The 21,226-nt window shown below is 38.0% G+C and carries 18 protein-coding genes; 5 read left to right on the forward strand and 13 right to left on the reverse strand.

Going from position 1 to position 21,226, the window contains the following annotated elements; genetic code table 11:
* Window positions 1-39: 39 nt before the first annotated feature.
* A complete protein-coding gene (gene argC / locus NY607_RS07905; protein WP_193767384.1) occupies window positions 40-1,074 on the reverse strand; it encodes an N-acetyl-gamma-glutamyl-phosphate reductase in 1,035 nt (344 codons plus the stop codon).
* 237 nt (window positions 1,075-1,311) lie between these two features.
* Window positions 1,312-3,039 carry an acetate--CoA ligase gene (acsA, locus tag NY607_RS07910; RefSeq protein WP_371824157.1) on the reverse strand — a complete coding sequence of 576 codons (1,728 nt, stop codon included), beginning with the start codon at window positions 3,037-3,039 and terminating at the stop codon, window positions 1,312-1,314.
* Window positions 3,040-3,360: 321 nt separating this feature from the next.
* On the opposite strand from acsA, the gene NY607_RS07915 reads away from it, so the two are divergent.
* Genes NY607_RS07915 through NY607_RS07925 form a run of 3 tightly spaced genes read left to right on the forward strand, consistent with a single transcriptional unit; the run spans window position 3,361 to window position 5,825 of the window.
* Complete coding sequence (locus NY607_RS07915; RefSeq protein WP_131521315.1) at window positions 3,361-3,993, forward strand: GNAT family N-acetyltransferase; 633 nt, start codon at window positions 3,361-3,363, stop codon at window positions 3,991-3,993.
* A gap of 24 nt (window positions 3,994-4,017) precedes the next feature.
* Entirely contained in the window at window positions 4,018-4,665 is a 648-nt protein-coding gene (locus NY607_RS07920) for an acetoin utilization AcuB family protein (protein WP_131521314.1), read from the forward strand.
* A complete protein-coding gene (locus NY607_RS07925; protein WP_237898476.1) occupies window positions 4,665-5,825 on the forward strand; it encodes an acetoin utilization protein AcuC in 1,161 nt (386 codons plus the stop codon). The genes NY607_RS07920 and NY607_RS07925 overlap by 1 nt, the downstream gene beginning before the upstream one ends.
* Window positions 5,826-6,004: 179 nt before the next feature.
* Here the strand turns inward: NY607_RS07925 and ccpA are convergent, their stop codons facing one another.
* Together ccpA and NY607_RS07935 are read right to left on the reverse strand one after the other, a co-directional pair.
* Window positions 6,005-7,009, reverse strand: coding sequence for a catabolite control protein A (gene ccpA / locus NY607_RS07930; protein ID WP_048393506.1), 1,005 nt, complete (start codon window positions 7,007-7,009; stop codon window positions 6,005-6,007).
* 174 nt (window positions 7,010-7,183) lie between these two features.
* Window positions 7,184-8,269 carry a bifunctional 3-deoxy-7-phosphoheptulonate synthase/chorismate mutase gene (locus NY607_RS07935; RefSeq protein WP_004226108.1) on the reverse strand — a complete coding sequence of 362 codons (1,086 nt, stop codon included), beginning with the start codon at window positions 8,267-8,269 and terminating at the stop codon, window positions 7,184-7,186.
* A 173-nt stretch (window positions 8,270-8,442) separates the two neighbouring features.
* Between NY607_RS07935 and pilM the strand changes: the two genes are divergently transcribed.
* Complete coding sequence (gene pilM / locus NY607_RS07940) at window positions 8,443-10,596, forward strand: pilus assembly protein PilM (RefSeq protein ID WP_259419424.1); 2,154 nt, start codon at window positions 8,443-8,445, stop codon at window positions 10,594-10,596.
* A 53-nt stretch (window positions 10,597-10,649) separates the two neighbouring features.
* Here the strand turns inward: pilM and NY607_RS07945 are convergent, their stop codons facing one another.
* From NY607_RS07945 to NY607_RS07985, 9 genes are all read right to left on the reverse strand, one after another.
* A complete protein-coding gene (locus NY607_RS07945; RefSeq protein WP_259419425.1) occupies window positions 10,650-11,150 on the reverse strand; it encodes a YtxH domain-containing protein in 501 nt (166 codons plus the stop codon).
* 135 nt (window positions 11,151-11,285) lie between these two features.
* Window positions 11,286-11,789, reverse strand: a complete 504-nt coding sequence (locus tag NY607_RS07950) for a DUF948 domain-containing protein (RefSeq protein ID WP_115674508.1) — start codon at window positions 11,787-11,789, stop codon at window positions 11,286-11,288.
* A 109-nt stretch (window positions 11,790-11,898) separates the two neighbouring features.
* Window positions 11,899-13,212, reverse strand: coding sequence for a UDP-N-acetylmuramate--L-alanine ligase (gene murC, locus NY607_RS07955; protein WP_004226102.1), 1,314 nt, complete (start codon window positions 13,210-13,212; stop codon window positions 11,899-11,901).
* A 229-nt stretch (window positions 13,213-13,441) separates the two neighbouring features.
* On the reverse strand, window positions 13,442-16,591 hold the full coding sequence (locus tag NY607_RS07960; protein WP_259419426.1) for a DNA translocase FtsK: 3,150 nt from the start codon (window positions 16,589-16,591) through the stop codon (window positions 13,442-13,444).
* 262 nt (window positions 16,592-16,853) lie between these two features.
* Window positions 16,854-17,468 (reverse strand): YtpR family tRNA-binding protein, encoded by a 615-nt coding sequence (ytpR, locus tag NY607_RS07965; RefSeq protein WP_131521307.1) that lies wholly within the window; start codon window positions 17,466-17,468, stop codon window positions 16,854-16,856.
* A 2-nt stretch (window positions 17,469-17,470) separates the two neighbouring features.
* A complete protein-coding gene (locus NY607_RS07970) occupies window positions 17,471-18,289 on the reverse strand; it encodes a DUF1444 domain-containing protein (protein ID WP_237898482.1) in 819 nt (272 codons plus the stop codon).
* Between the two features lie 70 nt (window positions 18,290-18,359).
* Window positions 18,360-18,878 (reverse strand): hypothetical protein, encoded by a 519-nt coding sequence (locus NY607_RS07975; protein ID WP_131521305.1) that lies wholly within the window; start codon window positions 18,876-18,878, stop codon window positions 18,360-18,362.
* A 94-nt stretch (window positions 18,879-18,972) separates the two neighbouring features.
* Window positions 18,973-19,494, reverse strand: coding sequence for a DUF84 family protein (locus NY607_RS07980; RefSeq protein WP_131521304.1), 522 nt, complete (start codon window positions 19,492-19,494; stop codon window positions 18,973-18,975).
* Window positions 19,495-19,553: 59 nt separating this feature from the next.
* The gene (locus NY607_RS07985) at window positions 19,554-20,630 is read right to left on the reverse strand and encodes a M42 family metallopeptidase (protein ID WP_004226091.1); all 1,077 of its coding nucleotides are present in this window, start codon (window positions 20,628-20,630) and stop codon (window positions 19,554-19,556) included.
* 165 nt (window positions 20,631-20,795) lie between these two features.
* Between NY607_RS07985 and NY607_RS07990 the strand changes: the two genes are divergently transcribed.
* On the forward strand, window positions 20,796-21,110 hold the full coding sequence (locus tag NY607_RS07990; protein ID WP_259419427.1) for a hypothetical protein: 315 nt from the start codon (window positions 20,796-20,798) through the stop codon (window positions 21,108-21,110).
* Window positions 21,111-21,226 lie beyond the last annotated feature (116 nt).

Raw genomic sequence — 21,226 nt, forward strand, 5'->3', positions numbered from 1 at the left:
ATTAATAAATAAGAGAAGCATACAGTTTCCTGCATGCTGTTAAATAAAGAATGGTACGACATCTAGCCCTGTCGTTTGTGGTAAGTCAAATTGCACATTCATATTTTGGATTGCTTGCCCCGCTGCTCCTTTGACAAGGTTATCAATTACACTAACAATTGTGGCGCGATTTGTACGGGAATCTACTTTCACTAGAATGTCACAATAATTTGATCCCTTGACACGATTTGTCCCTAAACTAGATGCATCTGTAACGATTCGAACAAATGGATGATTCTCATAGGTTGCCTGTAAGCAAGTGATCAATTGCGACTCTGTAATTCCCTGCATTACTGGTGCATAGGATGTCGCCAAAATTCCCCTGGTCATTGGAACCAGATGCGTATTAAAAGTAACCTTTGTATCTGCTTGAGCAAACATGGAAAGTGCCTGTTCAATTTCGGGAATATGTTGATGTGTATTTACTTTATAGATTGAAAAATTCTCATTTGTCTCACTAAAATGGGTAGTTTGTGAGGGCTTATTGCCTGCTCCTGAAATACCACTCTTTGCATCAATAACTAGAAAACTAGGATCAATTAAACGTTCTTTTACAAGTGGTAGTAAGGATAATAAAACTGCTGTTGGGTAGCAACCCGGATTAGCAACAAGTGTTGCTTGACGTATAAGCTCTTCATTCCATTCTGTTAAACCATATACACTTTGTTGAACACTATGGAACGGTGCAGCTTTTTTGCCATACCAGGTTTCATAGCTTGCTAGATCTTTTAACCGAAAATCACCAGATAAATCGATTAGCTTTGGTCCTTTCCCAACCAAAGGCGGTAATAGCTCACTTGTCACCCCAGATGGTGTACTCGTAAAAATAACATCGAATTTTTCTAAAGTGTCATACGCAATCTTTTGTAACGGTGTATCAGCTATCCTAACAAGATGGCCAAATTTGGAAGAAAATTGGACACCCTCTTCTGAAGAAGTAAATAAATCAATTCGTTCCACAGCTGGATGATTATGTAAAAATCGAATAAGTTCTAGACCGCCATATCCAGTTGCTCCAACAATACCTACTTTCACTGCACTCACCTCTGAAATAAGTTAAAAATAGTATACGTCTGCATATTTATTAAGTCAACTGAATTTTTATTTAATTCATTGTTTTTTTGAAATAGATAATATTTCACTTACTCTCACCTCTATACTATTGTAAATCCAGAAAAAAGAAGGCAAGAATCCTTTCGCCCATCGAATGAATCCTTGCCTTCTTTTTATGCACATGTTGTATAAATATCAATTGATGTTTTAGATAATTAATTAATCTTCCATGGTTGATAAATCACCAGTCGGTAAATTCAATTCCCAAGCTTTCAAAACGCGACGCATAATTTTACCACTACGTGTTTTTGGCAATTTATCTTTAAATTCTATTTCACGTGGTGCTGCATGTGCAGATAAACCTTTTTTAACAAAATCACGTATATCTTCAATTAATGCATCAGAAGGTTCTACCCCTTCTCGTAAGGATACAAAGGCTTTAATGATTTCACCTCGCACTGGATCTGGTTTGCCGATAACACCTGCTTCAATTACATCTGGATGCTCAAGTAGCTTACTTTCTACTTCAAAAGGTCCTACACGTTCACCAGCCGTCATAATAACATCATCCACACGCCCCTGGAACCAGAAGTAACCCTCATCATCCATATAGGCTGAATCTCCAGAAACGTACCATTCTCCTTTTAGGAAATAAGATTCATAGCGCTCTGGATTGCCCCAAATTTGGCGCATCATGGCAGGCCAACCACGACGAATAGCTAGATTCCCCATTGTAAATGGTGGAACCTCATTGCCTGCATCATCTACAATCGTCGCATGAATACCAGGAAGAGGTTTCCCCATTGAACCTGGCTTAATATCCATCGATGGATAATTACAAATCATATGCGCTCCAGTCTCTGTCATCCACCATGTATCATGTATACGATGACCTAGTTCCTCTACTCCCCAGCGAATAACTTCTGGATTCAAAGGCTCACCAACAGACAGCACATGGCGTAAAGATGTTAGATCATAGCTTTCAAGCAAGCCACTACCTGCACCCATCAGCATACGGAATGCTGTTGGCGCACTATACCACACTGTCACACTATAATCTTCAATAGCCTGATACCATGCTTGTGGTGAAAATCTCCCTCCGACGATTAGCATTGTTACACCGTTTAACCACGGACCAAAGATGCCATAGGCTGTTCCTGTAACCCATCCAGGATCAGCTGTACACCAATAAATATCATCTTCACGTAAATCAAGTACCCATTGTGTCGATTGATATTGCTGAATCATAGCATTATGAACATGCAATACACCCTTTGGAGCACCTGTTGATCCAGAGGTATAGTGAAGAATCATCCCATCTTCTCTGTCTACCCACTCTATATCAAAATGAGCTGAAGCTTCTTTTAAATGTTTAGTAAAGTCCAGGATTTTATCTGTTTCCTCAACGCCCTCCCCTACTAAAAAGATATGCTCCAATTTAGGTAATTTAGCTAAAGGTACACGTTCAAGTAAAGCAGGTGTCGTGACTAATACTTTCGCCTCACTATCAGCAAGTCGATCATACACAGCACCTTCCATAAAAGCTTCAAACAATGGTCCAACAATAACCCCCATTTTCAACGCACCTAATAATGAAAAATAGAGCTCAGGTGAACGAGGCATAAAAATAAATAAACGATCACCTTTCTGCAGATTAGTAGTCGCTTTAAAAACATTTGCTGCTTTGTTTGTTAACCTTTTCATTTCATTAAATGAATATGCCTCTTTCCGTTTACCATCATTAAAATACAATGCCACCTTATTTTTGCGATGTGTTTCTGTATGGCGATCAATAGCCTCATATGCCATATTCACTAAACCTGTTTCGCTCCAACTAAATGCCTTTTCCGTATCTGCCCAATTATGAGATTCTGCCACTTCTTCATAATTCGTTAAATGGTGTTGACCAGGTAAAGCCATTAACTTCTCCTTCATTTTCATCCCCATGAAAATACCCCTTTCTTTGCTTTTGTTTTTGACTAAATTTCAACAATCCCCCCTGTGGAAATTCAGAGAATTTTCCAAAAGCAAAATTGATATGTAGCATTTGTTATATAACAGATACCCATAGTATTAATGTTCGAATCCCTAATAGCACTACTTTTATCTGTTAAATAACAGAAGCAATATAATCCTATTTTACACGAATTCGGATAGATTGTCTTAATATTTTTATTTTTCCAAAAATACAGGTATATTTTGCAAAAATAAGCGTTTTTACGCAAGAAATCAGCTATAATGGAATTATTAAACTCAGGTGGTGTAATTATGGAACATAAAAAAACTTTTTTTTCTGTCACAAAGGAAACAAAGCATGGTACTGTGTATGTGGAAGGACCTGTGCCTCCAGAAAAATTAGCTACATATTCATTCCATGAAGGCTTGGTTGCCTTCAGACCTCCAAAACAGCAACAGCAGGCCATTATAGAAATTGCTGGACTACCCGAAGGCCGAATTATTATTATTCGAAACGAAGATATTATTGTAGGCTATGTTACCTATCTTTACCCTGATCCACTTGAACGATGGGCAGAAGATCGTATCGATGACATGATCGAATTAGGTGCCATTGAAGTCATTCCAGACTACCGTGGTACTGGTGCAGGGAAAGCACTATTAGCCGTTTCATTTATGGGGGATGAAATGGAAGATTATCTTGTGATTACTACCGAGTACTATTGGCATTGGGATTTAAAAGGAACTGGTTTAAATGTTTGGGATTATCGTAAAATGATGGAAAGAATGATGAGTTCTGCTGGTTTCGAATATTTTGCAACAGATGATCCTGAAATTACATCACATCCAGCCAATTGCCTGATGGCACGCGAAGGAAAACGGGTGCCTCCTGAGACAATGGAAAGATTTGATAGACTTCGTTTTAGAAATCGTTTCATGTATTAAAACTAATACAAAGGGGATGCATATATGATTGTAGAAGAAATTATGAATGATAAGCCTTATACATTAGCTCCTACCAATACAGTGCAGGAGGCACTAAAGTTAATGCGTGAAAAGAAGGTTCGTCATTTACCAGTTGTAGATGAAGAACATCACGTTTTAGGTGTAATTACTGAACGAGATATTAAAGAGGTCTTGCCCTCATCTTTGCAGGATGAACCAAACTCTCCTATTTTTAATGCAAAAGTAGAGGATATTATGGTGAAAGACCCACTTATAGGTCATCCACTAGATTTTGTTGAAGAGGTAGCACTTACTTTTTACGAATCAAAAATAGGCTGTTTACCTATCGTCTCTGGAGGAAAATTGGTAGGCATTGTTACGACAACAGATTTACTCTATACATATATAGAGCTGACTGGTGCTACAGAGCCTGGGTCAAAAATCGAGATTCGGGTATCCGATACACCGGGAGTTTTATTTGAAATTACAAAAATATTTCATCAACATCATGCCAATGTTCAAAGCGTCTTAGTTTATCCTGACTCTGAAAATACACAAAACAAAATTTTAAGCGTCCGAGTAAAAACACTAAATCCTTTAGCAATGATTGAAGATCTACGCAAAGAGGGCTTTGATGTCCTATGGCCAAATTTACCGGGTGTTTCGCTATAATGAAAAAGGCCGTATTCGTATACTCGCCAGAACAACTCGGATATAAATTTTCAGATACACATCCTTTCAATCATAAACGCTTGACGCTAACTATGGATCTACTAAAAAATATAAATGCTCTCGATGATGTAGATATTGTACCAGCACGTGTTGCAACAGAAGAAGAGCTATTGCTTGCACATGATTCAAAATATATAGATATCGTAAAAAAAGCAGGACATGGTGAATTATCAGAAGCTCAATGTGAAAGCTATGGAATTGGTACTGAAGATACCCCCATTTTTGAAAATATGCATGAAGCAAGTGCACAGCTAGTTGGTGGAACTTTAACCGCTGTTGATTATGTAATGGAAGGAAAAGCCGAACACGCCCTTAACCTTGGTGGAGGACTCCATCACGGTTTCCGTGGTCGTGCATCCGGTTTTTGTATTTACAATGATAGCACAGTAGCTATTCGTTACTTGCAGGAAAAGTACAACGCGCGTGTACTTTATGTAGATACAGATGCTCATCATGGAGATGGTGTCCAATGGAGCTTTTATGAGGATCCTAATGTTTGTACACTGTCCATACATGAAACTGGTCGTTATCTATTCCCTGGAACCGGAAATATTACTGAACGCGGCAATGGTCAAGGCTATGGGACCTCGTTTAATTTTCCCATGGATGCATTTACTGAGGATGAAAGTTTCCTAGAGATCTATGAACAGTCCATGCGAGAGATTTTTGAATTTTTCAAGCCAGATGTTGTATTAACGCAAAATGGTGCAGATGCACATTATTTTGATCCATTAACACATTTACATGGAACAATGAATATTTATCGCGAAATTCCTAAGCTAGCTCATCAATTAGCACATGAATATTGTGATGGTCGATGGATTGCAGTGGGTGGCGGTGGCTACGATATTTGGCGAGTGGTACCCCGTGCCTGGTCCATGTTATGGTTGGAAATGACTGACCAAGCGTTACCAATAGGACCACTCCCTCATGCATGGCTGGATCGCTGGCAACCAGAAGCCCCCGTTCCTTTTATTCCAACATGGGAGGACCCGATTCCTTTATATGAGCCCATTCCTCGTAAAGCAGAAATAGAGGAAAAGAATGCTCAAATGTTAGCCAAATCGCTACATATTATTCGGAATGAAAGACGGGATTAATTTGTTGGCCTCACGATATTCGTGGGGCTTTTTAAATTCGATGATTGCTTTTGGTCGTATATCCATCAATTCTATTGTTCTATCCCTCACTTTTGAAACGCTATCCGCTATTTTTGACGTTCCATCCAGCAAAGAAAAACACGCAAATCCTTCATAAGCGATTTACGTGTTAGGTATCATTATTTACTTTTGACAGATTGTCGATGCTCAATACGGTGTGGTAAAATAACCGCTTCGTCCTCGACAGTTTCCTTGCTCATTAATTTTGTCAGCAGGCGCATTGCAACAGCTCCAATATCGTAAAGCGGTAGCGCGACACTTGTTAACTGTGGACGAACCATTCGTGCTAACTTTGAGTTCTCAAAGCTGATAACTTCAATATCTTCTGGAACATTTTTGCCCGCATCTTGTGCGCCATGAATTAAACCGATGGCCAATTCATCACTTCCTGCAAAATAAGCTGTTGGTGGCTGTTCAAGAGCAGATAAAATCTCCCAAGCCTCTAAGCCCATATCATAGCTGGACTCTTCTGCAGCAATTAATGCTTCATCTATTGGTAAACCAGCATCCTGCAATGCCTTCTTATAGGCTGCTAGCTTGAATTTTCCGTTAATTGTATACGAAAGTGGGCCAGTTACAAAACCAATCCGTGTATGGCCATTTTGAATAAGTAATGAAATAGCTTCATAAGCCGCCTGGAAATAATCGATATTCACAGTTGCAATTGTTTGGGATTCATCCACAGAGCCTGCAAGCACAATTGGTACTGGCGAATGATCCATCGTTTGCTGCATCTTTTCTGTAACCTCATCACTCATCATGACAATACCATCAACCTGTTTTCCAAGCATTGTATCCAGTAGCTGTAGCTCTTTATCTTCATGTTGATCTGAGTTGGCTAAAATAATATTGTAACGATACATTGTGGCAATATCCTCTACACCACGAGCCAGCTCCGCATAAACATTGTTTGCAATATCTGGGATAATCACGCCAACTGTTGTTGTTTTCTTACTTGCTAAACCTCGCGCTACTGCGTTTGGACGGTATTCTAATCGTTCAATTACTTCTAGTACTTTTTTTCGTGTTGCTGGTTTTACGTTTTGATTACCATTGACTACACGAGAGACCGTTGCCATGGAAACATTTGCTTCTCTTGCAACATCATAAATTGTAACAGTCATCGTACGTGCCTCCCTTTTTTCCTATTATAGCCTTATCATACGATAATTTTCATATTATTTTCAAGAAGAACTACGTGAAAACCAAGTACTAATAGTCCTATTCTAGACATTATTTTGTCACGATATAACAAACACCGCCTGCCGAAGTAAGCAAGCGGTGTTCGCTGTTAACAATTAAGCATGAATTTCATGATTTTTCATGAATTTTTGTAGCGTTTCATAGAATGCGTCAAATGTTGGGATGTCCATTTGTTGTTGTGAGTCAGACAATGCCACAGATGGATCTGGATGCACCTCTGCCATAACGCCATCAGCACCAATTGCAATAGCTGCTTTTGCACATGGTAATAATAAATCACGACGCCCTGTTGAGTGTGTAACATCTACGAATACTGGCAAATGCGTTTCTTGTTTTAAAACTGGTACGGCTGAAATATCTAATGTATTACGTGTTGCTTTTTCATAAGTACGAATACCACGTTCACAAAGGATAATATTTTCATTTCCTTTAGACATAATGTATTCTGCAGCATGAATGAATTCATCAATTGTTGCAGCTAAACCTCGTTTTAATAAGACAGGTTTATTTGTTGCACCTGCTGCTTTTAATAATTCAAAGTTTTGCATATTACGTGCACCAATTTGAATGACATCAATATAATCCAATGCTTCCTCTAAATGACCTGGTGTCACGATTTCGGTAATAACACCTAAACCATATTCCTCAGACACACGTTTTAAGATTTTCAGACCTTCTAATCCAAGACCTTGGAAGTCATAAGGAGAAGTACGTGGCTTATAAGCACCACCACGAATTAACTTTTCACCTTTTGCTTTAATAGAAGCGGCAACTGCTGCTACTTGCTCATAAGACTCAACCGCACAAGGACCGAATACGAAAGAAGGTTTTCCTTGACCAATTAATTCACCATTGATATTAATAATTGTATCTTCTGACTTCTTCTTACGAGATACAAGCAACTCTTTCTTCTTATCAGCTTCAAGTTGTTTTAAAGCTGTTTTAAAGATTTGCTTAAATATATAATCAACCGTCATTTGGTTTAATGGACCTTGATTGTGTTCTTTAATAAGATCAAGCATGTGTCTTTCACGCAGCGGATCATAGCGATTCACACCTTGTTTTTCTTTAATTTTACCGATTTCATCAACTACAGCTGCACGTTCATTAATTAGACGAAGAATTTCTAAGTTTAAACCGTCTATTTGACTACGTAAGCTTTCTAAATCTTTTTGGCTCATGCTTTCTTGCTCCTCTCCTCATGACAGACACTTTCAGAACTCTGAAATGTATGTTACATTTTTAGATAATAGCATTATTATAATCAATGTTGTTCAGAATGTCACGCATTTTTAATTTAGCGCTTCAACTCGCTAAATTATTTTCAAGTATGACGCGAAAGGAAGCGATTACATTGAGTTCTAAACTATTCGCACTTGATATTGGCACTCGCTCAGTGGTCGGGATTATTCTACAAGAAGAAAATGACCATTTTCATGTGGAAGATATTTTGGTAAAAGAGCATAAAGAACGTGCCATGGTAGATGGACAAATACATAATGTCATGTATGTGGCAGATTTAATTAATGAAATAAAACGTGAACTTGAAGAGAAACATGGGCCTCTTACAAAGGTAAGTGTTGCTGCAGCAGGTCGATCTTTGAAAACTGAACAAGCTAGTGTGACCATCCATATACGTAATCGACCCATTTTTACTGAAGAAGATATTAGTCGCTTGGAACTTCAGGCTGTTCAACAAGCACAGCAGCAACTCTTGCAACAAAAAGAGGATGCAAAAATTAGCCACTATTATTGTGTAGGCTACTCAGTCCTGTATTATCGCTTGGATGGCGAGGAGATTGGAAGCCTGTTGGATCAACAAGGGGATGAAGCCCAAATCGAAGTGATAGCAACGTTTCTACCTCGGGTAGTGGTGGAATCATTGATTGCCGCTCTTAAACGAGCTGATTTAGAGATGGAAGCATTGACGTTAGAACCGATTGCTGCTATTAATGTGCTGATTCCTCCAACGATGCGTCGCTTAAATGTGGCCCTTGTTGATATAGGGGCAGGGACATCAGATATTGCCATTACGGATAAAAGTACAGTTGTAGCTTATGGCATGGTCCCTACAGCTGGCGATGAAATAACAGAGGCTTTAAGCGACCACTATTTGCTAGACTTCCCTGTAGCTGAAGAGGCTAAACGTCAGCTACAAACAGCTGAAGAGATATTGATTCAAGATATTCTAGGTTTTGATCAGTTCTATCCAAAGGAAGAGGTTTTTTTAGCAATTGAGCCTGCAGTGAAACAGTTGGCGAAGTCTATTGGAGAAGAAATTTTACGACTCAATAATCGAGTAGCACCCAAAGCCGTTATGCTGGTTGGTGGCGGTAGTTTAACACCCAACCTTACGATAGAACTAGGTCAAGTTCTAGATTTACCAGCTAATCGTATTGCTGTTCGAGGCATTGATGCTATTCAAAACTTGACAAAAGAAGAACACATAAAAGCCTCACCTGAATTAGTCACACCTATTGGTATTGCCATTGCTGCTAAAAAAATGCCGATTCAATATATGAGTTTAACAGTCAATAACCAAGTGGTACGCCTTTTTGAACTAAAAGAAATGACTGTTGCAGATGCCTTTCTAGCTGCAAATATTCGTGCAAAGCAATTATATGGAAAACCAGGACATGGACTATCTATCAGTGTCAACGGACAGGACATATTTATACCAGGTGGACATGGTCAGCCTGCTGAAATATTGGTAAACGGGCAACAGGCATCAACAAAAAGCCTGATTAAAACTGGAGATGCCATTCAGTTAATAGAAGGCCAAGATGGGCAACAGGCGACGGCTACAGTAAGAGATCTTATAGATGATGCAGCAATAAAGACTGTGACAATCCAAAACACCAAATATGTGATTGAGCCCAAAATTTCTGTCAATAACTCTTCTGCATCACTCGATACCGTTTTAAATGATCGTGATATCGTCGTTTTTGATATTGCCGAAACAATTGAGGATGTATTCAAAATCACTAATAATTGGCATTTGTTAAAGCAATTTGAGTCCTATACGATTCAAGTAGATGGACAACCTTTATATTTACCAGAGTTCTCTTCTCAGCTAATGATTAATGGAAAAGTAGCCAAATTGAGCTATGCTGTACAAAATGGAGATGTGATAAGCTTCCAACAACCATCTCTACCAACAGTACAGCATATCGCAGACCAAATGAATCTTTTGCTAGAGGATAAAATCATTATTCATTTCCAACAGGAAGTTTTGGAACTAAAGAAGACTGCAAATGAAGCGATTGTTAATAAAATGGTTGTGTCACCACAATCCACTGTACCCAATGGAGCGACTTTAGTATTTAAAGAAAAGGATCGTAGTCGTTGGATTTATCAAGATGTTTTCCGATTCTCTAATTGGCAGCTGCCAAGTGCCTTTAAGGGGAATTTTACGATTTTAAGAAATGGTCAGCCAGCGAGCTTTGATACAGAGATATTTGGTGGTGATCAATTAGAAATAATATTAGAAGCTACACCTATCATTTAAAAAAAGGGATACGTTACAACTTTATCTTGTAACGTATCCCTTTATATTATGCATTATGCACGAACTTCTTCATTTGTTTCTTCTTTTTGATCTGCTTTTTCTGTCGTTTCTTTGGCTTTTGGTTCCTCACTTGGAATATAATCCTCTAATGGTTCTTCCCCTTCAAAGGAAACCGTACCATCATCAAAAACAGTTGGTGCTTTTGCTGTTTTTAGTGTTTTTACTTTCTCTACTAATTGTGTAGATTGCTCTTGAATTTGTTTAGAAAGTTGAACTGTTTTATCTTTTGCAGTTGTCGAGAAGTCTGCACTCTTATCTTTTAGCTGAACAGCTTGTACAGCCACATCACTGCGTAAATCTTTTCCTGATTTTGGAGCTAACAGTAGACCTGCAGCAGCCCCTACGATTCCACCAACTAATGCGCCAATCACAAAATCTTTCATGTTTACACGCTCCTCTTCATAAATCGAGTCTTGCGGATGATAAAGCTGAGGCAAAGAACTTTCAAGCTGCTGTTCCTTTACTTCGTTAAAATTTGGCTTTTGAGTTGTCATGCAACAATTCCTCCCCATCTAATTATCAAGTTTGTCTAGACTGGTTGTCCATCTATTTTCACAGATGCATCTTCAACTTATATGTCTAAGACTTTATTTTTATTCAGCCAGCATAGAATACTCACTGAATAATTATCATTTTTTACGACCCCATTTTCTTTTTGGTGTTTCTTCTACTTGCACAGTTTCAAATGCATAGGCATCAGGTGATACCGTTTCCTGCTCGATGATTTTTCGCTTTTTCCATTTATCAGCAATACCCATCGCAACATTACTCCATTGTACAACTTGTGCAATTTTTTCTTCATTTTGTTCTACGCTTTTAGAAACAGAAGAAGTGATCTGCTGAACAGAATTATTTAAACCATTAACGGAGTCACCAATACCTTTAACAGCTTGAACAACTGAATTTAATTGTTCAGATTTATGTTGAATATCCTCTGCTAAGCTATTTGTTTTTGATAATAAAGAAGTTGTTTCGCGTGTAATGCCTTCCATTTGGCCTTCAATCCCAGATAATGTCCCTGCTAAGCTGTTTAGGATGGATTTAAGCGAGAATAATGTCATACCCACGCTCACACATAAAATTAAAAAACCGATTGCAGCAATAATGGCTGCAATATACAAAATCACTTCCATAAGTTGACCTCCTGCTAGTAAATTGTCTTTACTATTACTTTCCCTATCTTCGACAAAAAAAACGGAATTCCTGCTTAAATTTGAGAAAAAACAGCTTAACCCCTACGGACTAAGCTGTTTCATTGTTTTTAAGCACGTCTTCAAAAGCATCTTGGAACTTGTGAACATCACCAGCGCCCATAAATAAAAATACTGCGCCATTATGTTTTGTTAATATATCAATTCCTTCAGTGGTAATCACTGCACTGCCTTCAATAAGTGACGCTAAATCATGAATAGAAAGCGCGCCTTGCGTTTCTCTCGCAGAGCCAAATATATCACATAAATAGGCTGTATCTGCAAGGCTCAAACTATCCGCAAAATCTTGTAAAAAAGCTTGTGTACGTGTAAATGTATGTGGTTGGAAAATCGCAACTAGCTCACGTTCAGGAAATTTTTGTCGTGCTGATTGAATTGTCGCGCGAATTTCCGTTGGATGGTGTGCATAGTCATCTATTAAAACATTATCCCCTATATCCGTCTCAGTAAAACGTCTTTTTACACCTTTATACGTGTGTAAACGCTCCTGAATAATATCTGGAGAAATGCCTTCATATTCACATAGCGTTATAACCGCCAATGTATTTAAAACAGCATGATCCCCAAATAATGGGATAAAGAAAGTGCTATAAAATTCATTACGTACAAAAACATCAAATTTTGTACCCTCAGTTGTTTTTTCAACATTACGAGCTTCAAAGTCATTTTCAGCACCAAATCCATAATACACAACTGGTACTTTTGCTTGAATACGTTGAAGCTGTTCATCATCACCACATGCTATAATTGCTTTTTTCACTTGTAATGCTAATGATTGAAATGCAGAATATACGTCCTCTATATTAGCGAAGTAATCTGGATGATCAAAATCGATGTTCGTCATCACAGCATAATCAGGATTATATGCTAAAAAGTGACGGCGGTATTCACACGCCTCCATTACAAAGAAATCAGCATTTTCATGACCTGCCCCAGTACCATCACCAATTAAATAAGATGTCGGTTTATAGCCACCTACCACATGTGCCATTAAACCAGTCGTAGATGTTTTACCATGTGCACCTGTGATGGCAATAGATGTATAGTTGCCAATATATTCACCTAAAAATTTATGGTAACGAATGACTTCTACACCTATTTCTCGAGCACGTACTAATTCAGGGTGATCATCGGAAAATGCATTACCTGCGATCACTGTCATACCTTCTTTAATATTATCTGCATTAAATGTAAAAATTGGAATATTACGTTCACGTAACGGTTGCTCCGTGAAGAAATATTTGTCGACATCTGAGCCCTGTACTTGTTCACCAGCATCAAATAAGATTTGTGCAAGCGAACTCATGCCAGAACCTTTAATGCCTGTGAAATGAAAAACTGTCATTAATTAAACCCCCCGGGAATTTCAATATCCCATCTATCATCTATTAGGTGTATCGTATTATTTCACGAATGGTTAGGTATTAATACCTTCACAAGTGTTAAAAAATACGTACTATTCAACACATCTTGTCTATTATAGCACTTTTTATGCACAAGGATAGATGTGTAACTTTTCTAAAAAAACTAAATTCGACGTAAATTAGATAATCTAGACGAAAACAATGCAATTCTTATTCAAACATAGTAATTAAATCTTCTTCTGTAATGTAACTTTCACGTGGCTTACTTCCTCTTGCTTCCGAAACAAAACCATGTGATTCTAACATGTCAATTAAACGAGCAGCACGATTATAGCCAATATGATACTTTCGTTGAATCAATGAGGTAGAAGCGCCACCTTGCTCATAGACAAATCGACAAACATCTTCAAATAAATCGTCCTGTTCTGCGGACACCTCTGTTTTCTTTAATAATTCCTCTTGATCGAAAATATAATCAGGCTCACCCTGTTCACGAACATGCTCAATAATCGATTCAATTTCATCATCTGTAACAAAAGTTCCCTGTAAACGCACGGGCGCTGACATACCATTACCTAAATATAGCATATCCCCTCGACCAAGTAACCTTTCTGCTCCCTGCCCATCTAAAATGGTACGAGAATCAATTTGAGAGGAAACTGCAAAGGCAATACGTGTAGGAATGTTTGATTTGATTAACCCAGTAATAACATCCACTGAAGGTCTTTGCGTTGCAACAATTAAATGAATACCACATGCACGTGCCTTTTGAGCAATACGGCAAATGGCCTCCTCTACATCTGCTGGAGACATCATCATTAAATCAGCTAACTCATCAATGACAATTAAAATGTAAGGCAACTTCAGGCTATGTTCATTATTTTTATCCGCTATGGCGTTAAAACGTGTAATATCACGTGCACCTGCATGAGCAAATAGTTGATAGCGGCGCTCCATTTCTTCAACTGCCCATTTTAGTGCAGCCGTTGCCGCCTTTACATCTGTAATGACAGGACTAACTAAATGTGGAATATGGTTAAATGGCGCCAGCTCTACCATTTTAGGGTCGATCAGCATGAGTTTTAGCTCGTGTGGTGCAGCTTTATATAATAAACTAACCAAAATAGAATTAATACAAACAGATTTACCCGAACCTGTTGCACCAGCGATTAAGCCATGTGGCATTTTACGTAGATCTAACGTAACAGGCTTTCCAGTCAAATCAAGTCCTAATGCTGCCTCTAATGGTGAATCCGACTCAACGAAGGAGGCACTATTTGTTACCTCAGATAAGCGAACAGCTCGTGATACTCGATTTGGGATTTCAATACCGATTGAACTTTTCCCAGGAATTGGTGCTTGAATACGAATATCTTTTGCTGCTAAGGCCAGTTTTAAATCATCTGCTAAGTTTCGAATTTTACTCACCTTTGTACCATGGCTCACGGTTATTTCAAATTGAGTAACAGCAGGACCTTGCATAATCGATTCAATTTGCGCAGAAACTTGGAAATAAGATAGCGCTTCGACTAATGTTTCTCCCTGTTGCTCCATCCAATCCGTATCCTGTGTTTTTTCCTCTGGTGGCTCTAGGTATTCATCAGTAGGCTTTTGATAGACGTGTACAGGCTTTGCTGGTATCTCAGCTTCTACTTCTACTACTTGTGGTGCTACTTGATTCTCAACAGATTCTACTGGAGCATACTCTACAATTTCTGAAACTACTTCAGGTTCAATAGCTTGTTCTGGTTCTGACACTTGTTCCTGTTCTGAAGCTAGTTCTGGTTCTGGTTGTAACTCAAGCTCTGGCTCAATAGTTGCAGAAATTTCATCAGCAGTTGCTTTTTCAATTTCTATTCTTTCATTTGTTGAGATACTTGACATTGATGTAACAGGAGCCATTTTAATTACAGCAATAGGCTCTTCAGCACTGCTTTTTGTAGTGACACTATCTACTTCATCTTTTATATCAAGTTGCACTGGACCATCTACTTGCAATTGAACATTCTCTGTCATATAGAAATCGTTGTCATCTTCTGGTGGTGAAACGGACATTTCATTTGTTGTCATACTGTCTAAGGACGATGATTTTTCTGACATCACATCCACTAGTTTGTTTTTCTCTGTTTCTGGCTTTCTCTCTACACGTAGAGGCTGCTGAGCCATCTTCAATTGCTGTTGGATTCTCCATTTTTCTTTATCTGTTTTTAACATTAGTACATTAAATGGAATTCGACTTTTTTCTTCCCTCGATGCAGTATCAGGAGATTGGTCATCCATTGACGGTTGAACGACAGTAACTTCTCCAATATGGATCGTAGAATTTTCAATTTGTACTTGTTCCACAATCATTTCTTTGACATGGATTTCGGATTGATCTGCTGAAAGTTGTTGAACTGTTTGATCTTGAACCACAGCCTCCTTCTCTTGCCCTTCAAAATCCATAGCAAAAGAAGTCGTTTGAGGCACAGCTACATTTGATGACAAATTTTCCTTGTCATCGTTCTCTTCAACCAACAGTTCTTCCTCAAAAATAATTGGTTCACTTACTGTCGAAAGTTCTTTCGATTGAATGATCTCATGATGTTCCGTTACAACCGTTTGGTTTGTGCTAGCCGGCTCTTTTTCTTCTAGTATATTTTCATTGACCTCATTTGTTGTCGCTTCTTTTAAAGGCTTTACAACAGTAACCGCTTCAACTGCCTGTACATCGGTTTCTTGCTTCTCGTATTCCTCTTTTCTTTTATCTAATAATTCTTTGATGGGACTTGGTTTTGCAAAACCATAGACAGGTGAAGGCACATCTGTTGGAACAAATCGTTTGCGATTCTCAGGCATAATATTTTCAACTTTTTGTTCTTTTCGCTGACTCTTTTCTTTTGGTTCAGGTGCAGTCATAGGGCTTATAGTAGCTGTTTCATTTTGTGCATCTCGAAACACTAAGCTTGCTCTTGAACGAAATTCTTGTTCTGGAGGCTGACTTTTCATCATTGTTTTTCTACCTGTACGTTTAGAGCGATTTGCGAGTAAATCTCGTATTCCTGAAACCTCTACATCATAAACACTTGAATCGACAATATGATGATTTAAATGTTTTGGTAACGATAAATCCCCAATTTGTCCATAATCATCATCTTCCATTTGATCATACATTTCGTTTGAGGACGTATAGGATGCCTCACCTTCATTATCGTCAATCAAAGGGAAACGGAAAGTCTTTTGCTTAGCGATTGGTGGTTCTTTTTGTGTATGTAATTGCTCCGACTGAACTTCTCCATAATCCTCATAATATTCCTCATACTCATAGTCTTCATCTTCTTTATTAATAAATTTACTAATTTGTTTTTTAAACCAGTTCACTTCGTTTCACTCATTTCTCTTACACTTCATTTATAGCATTGTCTAGTTTTAAATTTATCAATAGCTCAATGTCTACATCAAAAAGCATACCATAAAAACGGTCTTGAAACTTGCATTTAGAGGCTCATTCTAAACAAAAAAATCGTTATGCTACTAGCATATTAGTAACATAACGATTTAGGGCATTTCACCTTGATACAAGGAATAATATCATGATAAAACATTTAAATTTTAATAATTTCTTTTTTTAATAGGGGGATTTTTATTTAGTTGGTGCTTCAAAAGCACTACCTACTATAGCATCCTCTGGTAATACTAAAATTCCTTTTTCAGATGGTGCATTAGGAATCGCTAATTCACGCGCTGAACAAAGCATGCCGTAAGACTCAACACCACGTAAATTCCCTTCTTTAATAAGCATTCCTGAAGGCATTACGGCACCTATTTTCGCAACAACTACCTTCTGTCCTGCTTCTACATTCGGGGCACCACATACAATTTGTAGTATCTCCTCTCCTACATTGACTGAACAGATACTCAATTTGTCAGCATTTGGATGCTTGTCCTTTGTTTCTACATAGCCAACCACAAATTTTGGTGAAAAATCTACATCAAGATTAATATTAGCTCCATTTTTTTCGATTGCCACTGCTAGCTGTGCTACTAATTCTGGTGTCACTTCTACTAATCCTTTTGCATCTGTTTGGATGTAACTGCTCGCATTAAATAAATTGAAGGCTTTAATTTCTCCCGTTTGAGCTTCCTTTAAAATAGCAATATCACCAGCACGCTCTACTTCTGTTTTCACAATGGCCTCTGTTGCTAGTTGAACTAGTAAGACATCTCCTACATGCTCTTTGTTGTAAAATACGTTCATTGTTATTCTTGCTCCTTTTTCACTCTGTTTTTTGCTAAGATAAAGATTGGTTCTAGTTCCCCATCTTCATAAATAAAAGATAATGACGTAATCGGTACAGTACCAACTGCAAAGAAATGCATCGTCATCTGTGCTAATACATCATACCCTGTTTCATTACGAATATCACCTATAATTAATACATCTTGATGAGGCACGGATAATGTCATATCGCCCTCTACTTGTGCCTGCATTTCTTTTAAAAAGCTCTCATTTAAAATACGGCTAGCATCATAGCCATCATTCACATTGACAAAATAAAAAATATTTCCTGCTACCTCATCTTTTTTATAGGCGGTTGGTAGTTGTTTCACCGAAAAGCGTGCCATTTCTCGAATTTGTTCTACGGTTAATTGTAAGGCTTCTAGCATAGATTCATCAATAAAGCGATACGTTTTACCTAAATCGAGTGCATAAAAAATGCGCGTTTCAGCTGTATGCTCAGTTGCAATAAAGGCATGCCCTTCTTTCGATGCCTGTGGATAAGAAGTGGCACGAATCACGGGATAAATCTGTGTAGTCGTTTGGAAACCCTGTTCTTTTTCTTGTACCATCGCATTAAAGGTTTGCTCAATTGTATATACAACTTCTTCAATCGCTGACTCTTGCTTCTCATTATATTTTGCTAAGATTCCAGGTAAGGAGAGCTCCATCCCTTTTTCAATCATCTTATGATTCAAGCGTAATTTATCGTACTTTTTATCAAAATGAAATTCATATTTCTCTTCAGTTAATTGCTTTTTTAATAGCTCGACTAGTTGTTCAGACTTCATTTGCTTCATCTTTTTCACATCCTAACTTCAAAATGAAACGGCTCACATGTTTGTGAACCGTTCTGTTCATACCTTCTATTTACTTCATCTTAACCGAATGAACGATTTTCGTCATCTCACGTAAATTATTTTCAATTTGTTTAGCCTTTGAAATGGTTGTCATCTTCACACCACCACTGCTAACAATGAGCTCCATTTCATTTTCTTCGTCTGTTTTTAGAACCGCTGTGAAGCCAAAACGACCATCCTTATCAAAAGTTGATTCCTCAATAATTTTGTCCGCTTCATTTTCTTTTAAAAGATTATAATAAAGTTTACTGTCTTGTGCTTCACGATCATTGATAAAAAGAATGTAGCTTTCTTTTCCTTTTGAAATCACAATATTATAAGCATCTGAACTGTCTTCAATTTTAAAGTTTGAAGGTAAGTATAATTTGATATCCCCAATTTCTACTGTATGTTCTTCTGGCTCTTCAGCAAAAACCTTCTCCGTTAATTGGAGCCCATTAGCAATTTGATCATCAATAGATTGATTGCAGCCAGAAAGGACAAGGAGTAAAAGCATTAGGCCAATTGCTCTTAGCCATGAAAACAACATGTCTCTCTTCCTTTCACTACTAACTTTTTTCTATTTTAAAAAAATTATTCATAAGATGCAACCTAACTATCCTCTTACCACTAATTCTTTTTAACTATTTTCGTGAAAATGTGAACAAATATTGACCAAGCAAAAGTGAGACAATATGCTCAAACATCATCTGCCTACTAACTAAACCTTGCGTAAAAATACCTACAGCACCAGCACCCTGACGAATATCTCGACGTTTTGTATATTGCTCCATAATCGGTCCAAGTTCTCCACCAGTTCGTATTTCCTGGGCAATTTCTTTTGGCAGTATAATTTGTGCGCCAGCCGCTGTAATCATTGTTCCGTCTGACACAGTTAATGCACCCCAGTTACAAACATACATTTCATCATCGATTTCAGTTACGCCACCTTCTAAACCAAATGATAATTCTGCATCCGTTAAAATCAAGGCGTTTTTAGCACGATTCATTGCTCCTAATCTCGTTTCTTCATTACTTATTGGTTGATCTGATACTTCAGAAGCAGCTTTGACATGAGTAAAGAGTGAGTCCTCAAAGTATTTTCGAACAATTACTTCAACTGCTTCTGTTTTGGCTTTATTAGTTGTGCCAATTGCTATCTTCATTTAATCCCCACTTTCTTTCCATAGAAAAAGATGCCTCTAAAAGGCATCTTCCTAGCTTCTTATACATTAGCGTGAATTGTCTCTAATGTCGAACGATCTGCTTTTTTCACTAATTCAACAATTAATGCTTTGGCAGCTGCATAATCATCAATGTGAATAATTGACGCTGATGTATGAATATAACGTGAGCATACACCAATAACTGCACTTGGAACGCCATCGTTTGCCGTATGCACTCGACCAGCATCTGTTCCTCCTTGGGAGACAAAGTACTGATAAGGGATATGATTGGATTCGGCTGTATCTAAAATAAATTCACGCATACCACGATGTGTTACCATTGTACGATCTAAAATACGAAGTAAAGTACCTTTGCCAAGCTGTCCAAATTGACTTTTTTCACCTGACATATCATTAGCAGGAGAAGCATCTAGTGCAAAGAATAAATCAGGCTTAATCATGTTTGCTGATACTTGTGCACCGCGCAAGCCAACTTCCTCCATTACGTTTGCACCTGAGTATAAATGTGAACCTAATTTTTCATGCTGTACTTCTTTCATTAATTCAATCGCTAGACCACAGCCATAGCGGTTATCCCAAGCTTTAGCCATAATTTTCTTCGGATTTGCCATTGGTGTGAATGGACAAATCGGTATAATGGATTGTCCAGGACGAACACCCATAGACATAGCATCTTCTTTATTATCAGCACCGACATCGATAAGCATATTTTTTATATCCATTGGCTTCGCTCGTTCTGCATCCGTTAATAAATGTGGTGGGATGGATGAAACGACACCAGGAATTGCCCCATTTTTCGTATATACTTCTACTCGCTGTGCAAGCATAACCTGGTTCCACCAGCCGCCTAATGTTTGAAAACGGATCATTCCATTATCTGTGATAGAAGTAACCATAAATGCTACCTCATCCATATGACCAGCAACTAATATTTTCGGTGCATCCGTAACATCACTGTGCTTAACACCAAAAATACCCCCTAAATTATCTTGAACGATTTCATCCGAGTACTTTTCTAATTCAGAACGCATGAACGCACGTACTGCGTGTTCATTACCCGGAGCGCCTGGTAATTCTGTTAATGTTTTAAATAATTGTAATGTTTCCTCATTCATGATGACTCTCTCCCCACGAAGTAGAATATTCTTCCTTGCCTATTGTAACACAATTATTTCCGAATTCGAAATATTGATACATTTCCTAAATCCGCTTAATTGTGAACGTGCATTCACTCTATAGGCTATGCTAAAATAAAGGTATAGAAAAAGGAGGAAAAAAGTATGAAATTACGTGATTTTTTAATTGGTGTCGCAACTGGCTTAGCTGCCGCAGTCATTATTAAAGAAGCTAGTGAAAAAGTTTCTCCGTTCGTACCTGCAGGACAAGTACTTGAAAACATAAAAAAAGAATTTAAAAAGGATTCACCGATTGATGGTTCTTGGATTTTCATGAAAACTGAAGATTTCACAAATGGTATTATTACCATCCCAGTATATCGTGGGGGGATCTCGCGTATGCATGAAGGTGAGATGCAGACATTCGAATTTGCTGCCGATGCACGCTCTGGTGTTGTCGTGGAACTAACAGAAGTTTAATTATGTATATACGGTAGAAGCCATCTCATAAATTGGAGATGGCTTCTTATAATGTTGAAAAACAAAACATTTTTGCGAAAGGTGAAAAGAGATTTCCACTGCGCTGGCGGAACGGA

It is taken from the genome of Lysinibacillus sp. A4 (assembly GCF_024919535.1).
GTDB classification, from domain to species: Bacteria; Bacillota; Bacilli; order Bacillales_A; family Planococcaceae; genus Lysinibacillus; species Lysinibacillus capsici.

Coding starts and splice junctions, on each gene's coding strand:
- acsA (WP_371824157.1), bottom strand. CDS start 3,039: ATGGGGATGAAAATGAAGGAGAAGTTAATGGCTTTACCTGGTCAACAC.
- NY607_RS07915 (WP_131521315.1), top strand. CDS start 3,361: ATGGAACATAAAAAAACTTTTTTTTCTGTCACAAAGGAAACAAAGCAT.
- NY607_RS07920 (WP_131521314.1), top strand. CDS start 4,018: ATGATTGTAGAAGAAATTATGAATGATAAGCCTTATACATTAGCTCCT.
- NY607_RS07925 (WP_237898476.1), top strand. CDS start 4,665: ATGAAAAAGGCCGTATTCGTATACTCGCCAGAACAACTCGGATATAAA.
- ccpA (WP_048393506.1), bottom strand. CDS start 7,009: ATGACTGTTACAATTTATGATGTTGCAAGAGAAGCAAATGTTTCCATG.
- NY607_RS07935 (WP_004226108.1), bottom strand. CDS start 8,269: ATGAGCCAAAAAGATTTAGAAAGCTTACGTAGTCAAATAGACGGTTTA.
- NY607_RS07945 (WP_259419425.1), bottom strand. CDS start 11,150: ATGACAACTCAAAAGCCAAATTTTAACGAAGTAAAGGAACAGCAGCTT.
- NY607_RS07950 (WP_115674508.1), bottom strand. CDS start 11,789: ATGGAAGTGATTTTGTATATTGCAGCCATTATTGCTGCAATCGGTTTT.
- murC (WP_004226102.1), bottom strand. CDS start 13,212: ATGACAGTTTTTCATTTCACAGGCATTAAAGGTTCTGGCATGAGTTCG.
- ytpR (WP_131521307.1), bottom strand. CDS start 17,468: ATGAACGTATTTTACAACAAAGAGCATGTAGGAGATGTCTTACTAGTT.
- NY607_RS07970 (WP_237898482.1), bottom strand. CDS start 18,289: ATGAAGCAAATGAAGTCTGAACAACTAGTCGAGCTATTAAAAAAGCAA.
- NY607_RS07975 (WP_131521305.1), bottom strand. CDS start 18,878: ATGTTGTTTTCATGGCTAAGAGCAATTGGCCTAATGCTTTTACTCCTT.
- NY607_RS07980 (WP_131521304.1), bottom strand. CDS start 19,494: ATGAAGATAGCAATTGGCACAACTAATAAAGCCAAAACAGAAGCAGTT.
- NY607_RS07985 (WP_004226091.1), bottom strand. CDS start 20,630: ATGAATGAGGAAACATTACAATTATTTAAAACATTAACAGAATTACCA.
- NY607_RS07990 (WP_259419427.1), top strand. CDS start 20,796: ATGAAATTACGTGATTTTTTAATTGGTGTCGCAACTGGCTTAGCTGCC.